The organism is Enterobacter sp. CGMCC 5087 (genome assembly GCF_003144775.1).
GTDB classification, from domain to species: Bacteria; Pseudomonadota; Gammaproteobacteria; order Enterobacterales; family Enterobacteriaceae; genus Enterobacter; species Enterobacter cloacae_M.
Genome location: NZ_QFXN01000087.1, coordinates 20,539 through 32,615 on the forward strand (window position 1 = coordinate 20,539; position 12,077 = coordinate 32,615).

Below are 12,077 nucleotides of genomic sequence, written 5' to 3' on the forward strand. Positions count from 1 at the left end.
TTATCAATAAAAAGACATCTAAAAAACGAAAAATCAAACTCTCGTATGCTGAATCGTTTAATGAAAAATAGCGTTTTGGAATGGGAGCCAATAATTTCCAAATCCTATCCCGCACAAATCAACAAATATTTTTTTTGCGGTTGGCGGCTATTTCACCGTTATAATTTCAGTTAGTGATTACAACGGGAAATAACCTTTCGCATTTTTCTTCAGGTCATCTGCGTTTTACGCAACGCCATGAAATCGAGCAGACCTCCGATCAGGATCCCAGCGATAGCCAGCAGGGCGCCTGCGTCCAGCAGAAGGGCTTCGAAAGGGAGTACCAGAGAGGTGCTGGCATTGATAATAAGTACCACAAGCCAGAGCGCCAGAGCGATACAGCCCGCCATTAACAAACGTAGCGCAAAACGGTAAGCGCGGCGATATTCGGTGCGCGGCATAAAATGTTCTGTCCGCTGGGTATATTCCAGCGTCTGACGGCAGACCAGCAGCAATAAAATTCCCGGCACGGCAGCCACGACCGAGAAGAGATAAAATGTTGGCCAGCCGTGGGCTTCCACAAACCAGCCGGCAATCGGGCCAACGTAAACACGCCCAACGGCGGAGAGCGCCGAGAGCAGCGCGAACTGGGTAGCGGAAAACGACTTGTTGCACAGGGTCATCAGCAGGGCGACAAACGCCGCGGTTCCCATGCCGCCGCAGAGGTTTTCGAAGAACACCGCCGCGGCCATGCTGATCGTATGTTTGTCGGTAATCGACAGCAGCCAGTAGCCTGCGTTAGATGCACCCTGAAGGATGCCGAAAATCAGCAGCGCGCGGAACAGCGTCAGGCGCTGCATCAGCACGCCGCCATACAATGCCCCGACGATGGTCGCAAACAGCCCCAGCGTTTTATTCACCACGCCCACTTCACCGGCGTCAAAACCGACGCCCCGGATCAGGAAGGTGGTGGTCAGGCTCATGGCAAAAGCGTCACCCAGCTTATAAAGAACGATAAGCAGCAGGATCAGCCAGGCGTTGTTGCGGCCAAAGAAGTCGCGTAGCGGTTCGGCGACGGCCTGCTCCAGCGAGCGGGGAACCGGGATGACGTTACTCGGTTCGGGCGCGAACAGCGTCGCGATAATGCAGGGGATCAGCAGGGCGGCCATCAGCCAGTACATGCCCTGCCAGCCGAGGTAACGGTCGGCGAGCCACAGCGCCAGCCCGCCGGAGACCAGCATCCCGAGGCGATAGCCCAGCACGCTGATTGCCGCACCGGCGCCGCGCTCTTCTGCAGGTAGCACGTCCGTCTTCCAGGCGTCGAACACGATATCCTGAGAGGCGGAACAGAAGGCTATCACCACCGCAAGCGCGGCCATCCAGCGAAGCTGGGTGGTGGGTTCAAGAAATCCCATCGCCGCAATAGCCAGCAGCAGCAGAATCTGCGTCATCACTAACCAGCCGCGTCGACGCCCGAGGAAAGGCGGCGTATAGCGATCCATGACCGGAGACCACAGGAACTTAAAGACATAGGCCTGGCCGACAAGCGAGAAGAAACCAATCGTTTTAAGATCGATGTTCTCGACCGTCATCCACGCCTGAAGCGTGCCGGAAGTGAGTGCGAGGGGTAAACCCGAGGCGAAGCCGAGGATCAGCAGGATAGCTGATTTCGGTTGCTGGAAAATGCGTAAGTAGTGGCTGGACATGTTCTTATAAAACTGACCCGGTGATACACCGGGTCAGAGAGCGGGATTAACGCGCGTTTTGCTTGATGAAGTCGTGAATGCTGGTGTCCTGCGCCATATCGGCGATGGTGTCGGTCAGTACGCTGTTCACGGCGTTAGCAATGTTCTGGTTAGAAGCCTGGAAGGCACCTTCAACAGAGTAGCTGGCGCGGTAGTTTTTGGTCATCTTGTTGCCATTCTTCGCGGTGGCAATGATGGCGATATCCGCTTTGGTCGCGATGTTGTAGCGCACGTTGCCCTGAGACACGTCAGCGTACAGGTTGTTCACGATGATCTGCAGATCGACCGCGCCGCTTGGGCCAATCATGTAGCCGCGAGCGGTCATCTGTTTCTCCAGCACTTCCTGGAGCAGGAAGCGCAGGTCGCGGGACGCGGTGAGAGTAACCTGCTGGTTATCGCGGGTCACTTTAGCCAGCGCCTGATCCTGACGCTGATCGGCACCGTTAATGCTCACGGTGACGCCCATCAGGCTTGGGTCCTGCTGAGGCAGGGTGATTTTTGGTGAGACATCAATGGTGGTAGGCGGGGTAGCACAGCCTGCCAGCATAAAAAGGGCTACCAACGGAAAGAAGAGTTTTTTTAACATTTTCGGGTTCTCAACGAATCGTAAGCATATTAAGAGAAAAATTGCCGCCATCATAACATCGCCAACGGCGAGGGGAAGTGGTCAACGCATGTAAATTCATCGCCTTGTCCGAAAACTGACCAGAACACCCTTTTTCCCAATCCGTGTATGACAAAACGTATGAGTCTCACAGTGAACTTCATTCGTTTGAATGAGAAAATCAGACGAAAGCTAAATATTTGTTGTCAAGGTGTAATGGAAACGGTAAAAGCGGCTAACATTTAAAGGGATGGGTGACATCCTGGCGTTGTCGGAGGAGTAATTTCATGATGATACGTGAGCATATAGAAGATAAATTAAGGGCAGCGTTCAACCCTGTGTTCCTCGAAGTCGTCGACGAAAGCTATCGTCATAACGTGCCGGCAGGTTCTGAAAGCCACTTTAAAGTGGTTCTGGTTAGCGATCGCTTCACGGGAGAACGTTTCCTGAATCGACACCGCTTGATCTACAGCACCTTGACGGAAGAACTCTCCACGACCGTGCATGCGCTGGCACTGCACACCTACACCATTAAGGAATGGGAAGGCCTGCAGGATACGGTTTTCGCATCGCCGCCCTGTCGCGGTGCAGGCACTATCGCCTGATAAATCGGATTTGCAACGGCTGGAGCTTTTCCAGTATGTTGCTTACAGATTTCCTCAAAACGGCCTCCGGGCCGTTTTGTTTTGTTTGAGTTTTGAGCGGATGGTGCGATTTTAAGGCTAAAAATAGCCTTAAAGTGTGAAAAAAGCCGCAGCAACATGCCCCAACCGTTCTCGACTCACCTAAGTGATGCCGCTATAATGCCGCGTCTTATTGAATGTCTTCGGGATGATTCTGGCGACAGGGAATGTGAATCTGCACTAAGAGAGCATCCCGGTATAACAGACAGATTCAGAGTTGACCGAGCACTGTGATTTTTTTGAGGTAACAAGATGCAAGTTTCAGTTGAAACCACTCAAGGCCTTGGCCGCCGTGTAACGATTACTATCGCTGCTGACAGCATCGAAACTGCTGTGAAAAGCGAGCTGGTCAACGTAGCAAAAAAAGTACGTATTGACGGCTTCCGCAAGGGCAAAGTACCAATGAATGTTGTTGCTCAGCGTTATGGCGCTTCCGTGCGTCAGGATGTGCTGGGTGAACTGATGAGCCGTAACTTTATTGATGCGATCATCAAAGAAAAAATCAATCCGGCCGGTGCGCCGAACTACGTTCCAGGCGAATACAAACTGGGCGAAGACTTCACCTACTCCGTAGAGTTCGAAGTGTACCCGGAAGTTGAGCTGAAAGGTCTGGAATCTATCGAAGTTGAAAAACCAGTTGTTTCCGTGACTGACGAAGACGTTGACGGCATGCTGGATACCCTGCGCAAGCAGCAGGCGAACTGGAAAGAGAAAGAAGGTGCTGTTGACGCTGAAGACCGTGTCACCATCGACTTCACCGGTTCTGTAGACGGCGAAGAGTTCGAAGGCGGCAAAGCGTCTGACTTCGTACTGGCAATGGGCCAGGGTCGTATGATCCCAGGCTTCGAAGACGGTATCAAAGGCCATAAGGCTGGCGAAGAGTTCACTATCGACGTGACCTTCCCGGAAGAATACCACGCTGAAAACCTGAAAGGGAAAGCAGCGAAGTTCGCTATCAACCTGAAGAAAGTTGAAGAGCGCGAACTGCCAGAACTGACTGAAGAATTCATCAAGCGTTTCGGCGTGGAAGATGGTTCCGTAGCGGGTCTGCGTACCGAAGTGCGTAAGAACATGGAACGCGAACTGAACGGCGCGGTGCGTAACCGTGTTAAATCTCAGGCGATCGAAGGTCTGGTGAAAGCCAACGAAATCGACGTTCCTGCTGCCCTGATCGACAGCGAAATCGACGTTCTGCGCCGTCAGGCTGCACAGCGTTTCGGTGGCAACCAGCAGCAAGCGATGGAACTGCCACGCGAGCTGTTCGAAGAGCAAGCGAAACGCCGCGTTGTTGTTGGCCTGCTGCTGGGCGAAGTGATTCGTACCCATGAGCTGAAAGCTGACGAAGAGCGTGTGAAAGGCCTGATCGAAGAGATGGCTTCTGCATACGAAGATCCATCAGAAGTGATCGAGTTCTACGGTAAGAACAAAGAGCTGATGGACAACATGCGCAACGTTGCCCTGGAAGAGCAGGCTGTTGAAGCGGTACTGGCGAAAGCGAAAGTGACCGAAAAAGCGACCTCTTTCAACGAACTGATGAACCAGCAGGCGTAATTTCGCCCCAACGGTTTAAAGTTTGAACAGAAAACCCGTTGCCTTGCGGCAGCGGGTTTTTTTTATCGCAGCGATAGCCCAGGAAGAGTGCTAAAACGCCCTTTCGGTGTTAGCGTAACAACAAAAGGTTGTTATGCTTGAAATAGGGCACTGTGAACCCCATAAGTACGTAATCATGATGAATGAGACTGGCTGATAATCCGTCCGTAAGGTTACAATCAGTACAGCAGGTGTTTTCAATTTTGATCCAGGAGACGGAAATGTCATACAGTGGCGAACGAGATAACTTTGCACCCCATATGGCTCTGGTGCCAATGGTTATTGAACAGACCTCACGTGGTGAGCGTTCTTTTGATATCTATTCCCGTCTGCTCAAGGAACGCGTTATCTTTCTGACCGGCCAGGTGGAAGACCACATGGCTAACCTGATCGTGGCGCAGATGCTGTTTCTGGAAGCGGAAAACCCGGAAAAAGACATTTACCTGTACATTAACTCCCCTGGTGGCGTGATTACAGCAGGTATGTCCATTTATGACACCATGCAATTCATCAAGCCTGATGTAAGCACTATCTGTATGGGTCAGGCTGCATCGATGGGCGCGTTCCTGTTAACAGCAGGGGCGAAAGGTAAGCGTTTCTGCTTGCCAAATTCCCGCGTGATGATTCACCAGCCGCTGGGCGGTTACCAGGGGCAGGCGACGGATATCGAAATCCACGCCCGTGAAATTCTGAAAGTAAAAGCGCGCATGAATGAACTTATGGCGCAGCATACGGGTCAACCACTCGAGCAGATCGAGCGCGATACCGAGCGCGATCGCTTCCTCTCTGCTCCAGAGGCAGTTGAGTACGGCTTAGTCGACTCCGTGTTGACCCATCGTAATTGATGCCCGCGACGCGAGTGTGCCGCTATACTAAGGTAGGGCGGCACGCTGCTGATTGCAGCTTGCGTCTTAGAATGGCATTTGCGTCGTCATGTGCGGCACAAAGAACTTAAAAAGAGGTTTGGACTCATGACAGATAAACGCAAAGATGGTTCGGGCAAACTGCTGTACTGCTCTTTTTGCGGCAAAAGCCAGCATGAAGTGCGTAAACTGATTGCCGGGCCGTCCGTGTATATCTGCGACGAATGTGTCGATTTATGTAACGACATCATTCGCGAAGAGATTAAAGAAGTCGCACCGCACCGTGAGCGCAGCGCGCTTCCAACGCCGCATGAAATTCGTCATCACCTTGACGACTACGTCATCGGACAGGAGCAGGCCAAGAAAGTGCTGGCGGTAGCGGTCTATAACCACTACAAACGTCTGCGTAACGGCGACACCAGCAATGGCGTAGAACTGGGTAAAAGTAACATTCTGCTGATCGGCCCAACCGGTTCCGGTAAAACGCTGCTGGCTGAAACCCTGGCGCGCCTGCTTGATGTTCCGTTCACGATGGCGGATGCCACCACCCTGACCGAGGCCGGTTATGTGGGTGAGGACGTCGAAAACATCATCCAGAAACTGCTGCAGAAGTGCGATTACGACGTACAGAAAGCCCAGCGCGGGATTGTTTACATCGATGAGATCGACAAGATCTCCCGTAAATCTGACAACCCGTCCATTACCCGTGACGTATCGGGTGAAGGCGTACAGCAGGCACTGCTGAAGCTGATCGAAGGTACGGTTGCCGCCGTTCCGCCGCAGGGTGGTCGTAAACATCCGCAGCAGGAGTTCCTGCAGGTTGATACCTCCAAGATCCTGTTCATCTGTGGTGGCGCGTTTGCTGGTCTGGACAAAGTCATCTCCCACCGTGTTGAAACCGGCTCCGGCATTGGTTTTGGCGCAACGGTGAAATCGACGTCCGAAAAACCTAACGAAGGCGAACTTCTGTCTCAGGTTGAACCGGAAGATCTGATCAAATTCGGTCTGATCCCTGAATTCATCGGCCGTCTGCCGGTTGTGGCAACGCTGAATGAGCTGAGCGAAGACGCGCTGATCCAGATCCTGAAAGAGCCGAAAAATGCGCTGACCAAGCAGTATCAGGCGCTGTTCAATCTGGAAGGCGTTGATCTGGAATTCCGCGACGAAGCGCTGGATGCTATTGCCAAGAAAGCGATGGCCCGTAAAACCGGTGCGCGTGGTCTGCGTTCAATTGTTGAAGCGGCACTGCTCGATACCATGTACGATCTGCCGTCGATGGAAGACGTTGAGAAAGTGGTGATTGACGAGTCCGTGATTAGCGGCCAAACCAAGCCGCTGCTGATTTACGGCAAACCGGAAGCACAGCAGGCATCTGGCGAATAATTAACCAAATCATACAAGCAGTTAATCAAAAAGGGGGGATTTTATCTCCCCTTTACTTTTTCCGTATTCATAGCGTTGAATGTGTGGGAAACATCCCCATATACTGGATACATGTTAATGGTTATGTGAAGCACAGTAACATGACCAGCTTACCTGGCGGACACTAACTAAGAGAGAGCTCTATGAATCCTGAGCGTTCTGAACGCATTGAAATCCCCGTATTGCCGTTGCGCGATGTGGTGGTTTATCCGCACATGGTCATACCCTTATTTGTAGGGCGGGAAAAATCTATCCGTTGCCTCGAAGCCGCCATGGATCATGATAAAAAAATCATGCTGGTGGCGCAGAAAGAAGCATCAACGGATGAGCCGGGTGTAAACGATCTTTTCACCGTCGGGACCGTGGCCTCTATTTTGCAGATGCTGAAGCTGCCTGACGGCACCGTGAAGGTGCTGGTAGAAGGCCTGCAGCGTGCGCGTATTACCACTCTGTCAGATGACGGCGAGCACTTCTCTGCAAAGGCCGAGTACCTTGATTCGCCTGAGCTTGATGAGCGTGAACAGGAAGTGCTGGTTCGCACCGCGATTAGCCAGTTTGAAGGCTATATCAAGCTGAACAAGAAAATTCCACCAGAAGTGCTGACGTCGCTGAACAGCATCGACGATCCTGCGCGTCTGGCTGACACCATCGCTGCACACATGCCGCTGAAGCTGGCTGACAAACAGTCCGTGCTGGAAATGTCCGACGTCAACGAACGTCTGGAATACCTGATGGCGATGATGGAGTCTGAAATCGATCTGCTGCAGGTTGAGAAGCGCATTCGCAACCGCGTGAAAAAGCAGATGGAGAAATCTCAGCGCGAGTACTATCTGAATGAGCAAATGAAGGCCATTCAGAAAGAACTGGGCGAGATGGACGATGCGCCGGACGAAAACGAAGCGCTGAAGCGTAAGATCGACGCGGCGAAGATGCCGAAAGAGGCGAAAGAGAAGGCTGAGGCAGAACTGCAGAAGCTGAAAATGATGTCTCCAATGTCGGCTGAAGCGACCGTTGTACGCGGCTACATTGAGTGGATGGTGCAGGTTCCGTGGAACGCCCGCAGCAAGGTCAAAAAAGACCTGCGTCAGGCGCAGGAAATCCTGGATACCGACCACTACGGTCTGGAACGCGTGAAAGACCGCATTCTTGAGTACCTCGCGGTACAAAGCCGTGTAAACAAAATCAAGGGCCCAATTCTGTGTCTGGTTGGACCGCCGGGGGTGGGTAAAACCTCTCTGGGTCAGTCCATCGCCAAAGCGACCGGACGTAAGTATATCCGTATGGCGCTGGGTGGCGTACGTGATGAAGCGGAAATCCGCGGTCACCGCCGTACCTACATCGGTTCTATGCCGGGTAAACTGATCCAGAAGATGGCGAAAGTGGGGGTTAAAAACCCGCTGTTCCTGCTCGATGAGATCGACAAGATGTCGTCGGACATGCGCGGCGACCCTGCGTCCGCACTGCTGGAAGTGCTTGATCCAGAACAGAACGTGGCGTTCAGCGATCACTACCTGGAAGTGGACTACGACCTGAGCGATGTGATGTTCGTGGCGACCTCCAACTCCATGAACATTCCGGCCCCGCTGCTGGACCGTATGGAAGTGATCCGTCTCTCCGGTTATACCGAAGATGAGAAGCTGAACATCGCTAAGCAGCACCTGCTGCCGAAACAGATTGAGCGAAACGCGCTGAAAGCCAACGAGCTGACCGTCGAGGACAGCGCGATTATCGGCATCATTCGCTACTACACCCGTGAAGCGGGCGTGCGTAGCCTTGAGCGTGAAATCTCTAAACTGTGCCGTAAAGCGGTGAAACAGCTGCTGCTGGATAAGAGCCTGAAACACATTGTGATTAACGGCGACAATCTGCATGCGTACCTGGGCGTTCAGCGCTTTGACTACGGTCGCGCGGACAACGAAAACCGCGTTGGTCAGGTGACCGGCCTGGCATGGACGGAAGTGGGCGGCGATCTGCTGACCATCGAAACCGCCTGCGTGCCGGGCAAAGGCAAGCTGACCTACACCGGCTCGCTGGGTGAAGTGATGCAGGAATCCATCCAGGCGGCGCTGACCGTGGTGCGCGCGCGCGCGGAGAAACTGGGTATCAACCCGGATTTCTACGAAAAACGCGACATCCACGTGCACGTTCCTGAAGGGGCGACGCCGAAAGATGGCCCAAGCGCGGGTATTGCCATGTGTACCGCTCTGGTTTCCTGCCTGACAGGGAACCCGGTGCGTGCCGATGTGGCAATGACCGGTGAAATCACGCTGCGTGGTCAGGTTCTGCCGATTGGTGGTTTAAAAGAAAAACTGCTTGCGGCACACCGCGGTGGGATCAAAACCGTATTGATCCCTTACGAAAACAAACGCGATCTGGAAGAGATTCCAGACAACGTGATTGCCGATCTGCAGATCCATCCTGTGAAGCGAATTGAGGAAGTTCTCAGTCTCGCATTGCAGAATGAACCCTCCGGAATGCAGGTTGTAACCGCAAAATAGTGACCTCGCGCAAAGAGCGTCAATAAAAACAAGGCTGGTAAGTCATTTCGCACTTGCCAGCCTTTTTTTGTATAGCTAATTTAGATTGCTGATTAGGTCAGCCATCAACAACGGGTGTTGTAAGGTCATGGCAGGCCTGATATAACTGCTGCGCGGTCGCGTTGTGAAGGATTCAGGCGCGATATAAATTATAAAGAGAGGAAGAGAACAGTGAATAAATCTCAACTGATTGACAAAATTGCTGCGGGTGCTGATATTTCTAAAGCTGCAGCTGGACGTGCGTTAGATGCTTTAATTGCTTCTGTTACTGAATCTCTGCAGGCTGGGGACGACGTTGCACTGGTAGGTTTCGGTACTTTTGCTGTTAAAGAGCGTGCTGCCCGTACTGGCCGCAACCCTCAGACCGGTAAAGAGATCACCATTGCTGCTGCTAAAGTGCCGGGTTTCCGTGCAGGTAAAGCGCTGAAAGACGCAGTAAACTGATTGCTTTCCCGTTTCAGGGAAGCCGGAAAGTACAAGGGCGCATCATTTGATGTGCCTTTTTTGTTTGTCCAGACCTGATTTGTGCGAGTTTATGCGAGTTGTGGGCTGACAATCGCCCCGTTTTCTTGTCACAATACGCCTTCACGCGCGACGGGCAGGATTTTCCGTCAGCGTCAGGTAACCAGTCACCTACAGCGGAGTGTTGTTACACCATGATGGACAGCTTACGCACGGCTGCTAACAGTCTCGTGCTCAAGATTATTTTCGGTATCATTATCGTGTCGTTCATATTGACCGGCGTGAGCAGTTACCTTATTGGCGGTGGCGCAAACTACGCCGCAAAAGTGAATGGCCAGGAAATCAGCCGTGGTCAGTTCGAGAATGCTTTTGCTGGTGAACGTAACCGTATGCAGCAACAGCTGGGCGACCAATTCTCTGAACTGGCGGCGAACGAAGGGTACATGAAGACCCTGCGCCAACAGACACTGAACCGTCTTATCGACGAAGCGCTGCTTGATCAGTATGCCAAAAAACTGGGCCTTGGCATCAGCGATGAGCAGGTGAAAAAAGCCATCTTCTCCACGCAAGCCTTCCAGTCTAACGGTAAATTCGACAACGCGCGTTACAACAGCATCGTCAATCAGATGGGGATGACGGCCGACCAGTACGCTCAGGCGCTGCGTAACCAGCTGACCACCCAGCAGCTCATCAATGCCGTCGTGGGCACCGATTTCATGCTCAAAGGTGAAACGGACGAACTGGCCGCGCTGGTGGCGCAGCAGCGTGTTGTACGCGAAGCGACTATCGATGTGAACGCCCTGGCGGCGAAACAGCAGGTGAGCGATGCTGACGTTAACGCTTACTACGAGCAGAACAAGAATTCCTTTGTTTCTCCAGAGCAGTTCCGCGTGAGCTATATCAAGCTCGATGCGGCTGCGCTGCAGGAAACCGCGTCTGATGCTGAAATCCAGTCTTACTACGATCAGCATCAGGATCAGTTCACTCAGCCGCAGCGTAACCGCTACAGCGTGATTCAGACGAAAACCGAGGCTGATGCTAAAGCGGCGCTGGATGAGCTGAACAAAGGCGCTGATTTCGCGACTGTTGCTAAAGCGAAATCCACCGACATTATCTCTGCGAAAAACGGCGGTGATATGGGCTGGCTGGAAGACGCGACCACCCCTGACGAGCTGAAAAATGCCGGTCTGAAAGAGAAAGGTCAGCTTTCAGGCGTCATTAAGTCTTCCGTTGGTTTCCTGGTCGTGCGTCTGGACGACATCACCGCGGCGAAAACCAAGCCGCTGGCTGACGTTCACGATGATATCGCGGCGAAAGTGAAACAGGAAAAAGCGCTGGATGCCTACTACGCGCTGCAGCAGAAGGTAAGCGATGCTGCCAGCAACGATAACGAATCCCTGGCAGGTGCAGAGCAGGCTGCGGGCGTGAAGGCGGTTGAGACGGGCTGGTTTGGTCGTGACAACCTGCCGGAAGAGCTGAACTTCAAACCGGTTTCTGATGCTATCTTCAACGGTGGTCTGGTGGGTGAGAACGGCACGCCAGGCAGTAACTCTGACATCATTACCGTCGACGGAGATCGTGCGTTTGTGTTGCGCGTCAGCGAACACAAGCCAGAAGCGGTCAAACCGCTGGCGGAAGTGAAGGATCAGGTTATCGCTCAGGTTAAGCACAACAAAGCGGAACAGCAGGCGAAACTGGATGCTGAGAAGATTCTGTCCGATCTGAAAGCGGGTAAAGAAGACGCGCTGAAAGCGGCTGGCCTGAGCTTCGGTGAAGCGAAAACGCTGAGCCGTACCGGCCAGGACCCAATCAGCCAGGCCGCGTTTGGTCTGACGCTGCCTGCCAAGGACAAGCCAAGCTTCGGCACCACCACCGATGCACAGGGTAACGTCGTTCTGCTGGCGCTGGATGAAGTGAAAGCCGGTACCCTGCCAGAAGCGCAGAAGAAAGCGATGGTTCAGGGGATTACCCAGAACAATGCTCAGATTGCCTTCGAAGCCATGATGAGCAACCTGCGTAAAGAAGCCAAAATCAAGCTGGGTGATGTGATGACTCAGCAGCAGTAATTACGCGTCTGCTCGCAGATTTTCGTAACGCTCTGCAAAAACTAAAGGCCGCTTTCGCGGCCTTTTCCATTTCTGCAATCTGCTGTTTGTGCCGGTTTTAACTGGCGGCTATCGTGACGTGGCTGT

General features: G+C 52.9%; 9 protein-coding genes. 7 read left to right on the plus strand and 2 right to left on the minus strand.

What is annotated here, in order from left to right:
- Window positions 1-209: 209 nt before the first annotated feature.
- Window positions 210-1,685 (minus strand): muropeptide MFS transporter AmpG, encoded by a 1,476-nt coding sequence (gene ampG, locus DEO48_RS07905; protein ID WP_109844821.1) that lies wholly within the window; start codon window positions 1,683-1,685, stop codon window positions 210-212.
- Between the two features lie 46 nt (window positions 1,686-1,731).
- The gene (locus DEO48_RS07910) at window positions 1,732-2,310 is read right to left on the minus strand and encodes a lipoprotein (RefSeq protein ID WP_023310568.1); all 579 of its coding nucleotides are present in this window, start codon (window positions 2,308-2,310) and stop codon (window positions 1,732-1,734) included.
- 305 nt (window positions 2,311-2,615) lie between these two features.
- Here DEO48_RS07910 and bolA point away from each other — a divergent pair, with 305 nt between their 5' ends.
- The 7 genes from bolA to ppiD all read left to right on the plus strand — a co-directional run bounded on the left by bolA (window position 2,616) and on the right by ppiD (window position 11,951).
- On the plus strand, window positions 2,616-2,933 hold the full coding sequence (gene bolA / locus DEO48_RS07920) for a transcriptional regulator BolA (protein ID WP_021241655.1): 318 nt from the start codon (window positions 2,616-2,618) through the stop codon (window positions 2,931-2,933).
- Between the two features lie 330 nt (window positions 2,934-3,263).
- Complete coding sequence (gene tig, locus DEO48_RS07925) at window positions 3,264-4,562, plus strand: trigger factor (protein WP_023310569.1); 1,299 nt, start codon at window positions 3,264-3,266, stop codon at window positions 4,560-4,562.
- 260 nt (window positions 4,563-4,822) lie between these two features.
- Window positions 4,823-5,446: an ATP-dependent Clp endopeptidase proteolytic subunit ClpP gene (gene clpP, locus DEO48_RS07930; protein WP_010428105.1), complete on the plus strand. Its 624-nt coding sequence runs from the start codon at window positions 4,823-4,825 to the stop codon at window positions 5,444-5,446.
- 126 nt (window positions 5,447-5,572) lie between these two features.
- Entirely contained in the window at window positions 5,573-6,847 is a 1,275-nt protein-coding gene (clpX, locus tag DEO48_RS07935) for an ATP-dependent protease ATP-binding subunit ClpX (RefSeq protein ID WP_109844823.1), read from the plus strand.
- Between the two features lie 182 nt (window positions 6,848-7,029).
- The gene (gene lon / locus DEO48_RS07940; protein WP_023334706.1) at window positions 7,030-9,384 is read left to right on the plus strand and encodes an endopeptidase La; all 2,355 of its coding nucleotides are present in this window, start codon (window positions 7,030-7,032) and stop codon (window positions 9,382-9,384) included.
- Between the two features lie 210 nt (window positions 9,385-9,594).
- The gene (gene hupB / locus DEO48_RS07945) at window positions 9,595-9,867 is read left to right on the plus strand and encodes a nucleoid-associated protein HU-beta (RefSeq protein ID WP_002444653.1); all 273 of its coding nucleotides are present in this window, start codon (window positions 9,595-9,597) and stop codon (window positions 9,865-9,867) included.
- 212 nt (window positions 9,868-10,079) lie between these two features.
- Window positions 10,080-11,951, plus strand: a complete 1,872-nt coding sequence (gene ppiD / locus DEO48_RS07950) for a peptidylprolyl isomerase (RefSeq protein ID WP_109844824.1) — start codon at window positions 10,080-10,082, stop codon at window positions 11,949-11,951.
- The last annotated feature ends 126 nt before the right edge of the window (window positions 11,952-12,077 follow it).

Bases quoted from the DNA above. Each gene is read 5' to 3' on its own strand.
- ampG (WP_109844821.1), bottom strand. From the start codon at position 1,685: ATGTCCAGCCACTACTTACGCATTTTCCAGCAACCGAAATCAGCTATC.
- DEO48_RS07910 (WP_023310568.1), bottom strand. From the start codon at position 2,310: ATGTTAAAAAAACTCTTCTTTCCGTTGGTAGCCCTTTTTATGCTGGCA.
- bolA (WP_021241655.1), top strand. From the start codon at position 2,616: ATGATGATACGTGAGCATATAGAAGATAAATTAAGGGCAGCGTTCAAC.
- tig (WP_023310569.1), top strand. From the start codon at position 3,264: ATGCAAGTTTCAGTTGAAACCACTCAAGGCCTTGGCCGCCGTGTAACG.
- clpP (WP_010428105.1), top strand. From the start codon at position 4,823: ATGTCATACAGTGGCGAACGAGATAACTTTGCACCCCATATGGCTCTG.
- clpX (WP_109844823.1), top strand. From the start codon at position 5,573: ATGACAGATAAACGCAAAGATGGTTCGGGCAAACTGCTGTACTGCTCT.
- lon (WP_023334706.1), top strand. From the start codon at position 7,030: ATGAATCCTGAGCGTTCTGAACGCATTGAAATCCCCGTATTGCCGTTG.
- ppiD (WP_109844824.1), top strand. From the start codon at position 10,080: ATGATGGACAGCTTACGCACGGCTGCTAACAGTCTCGTGCTCAAGATT.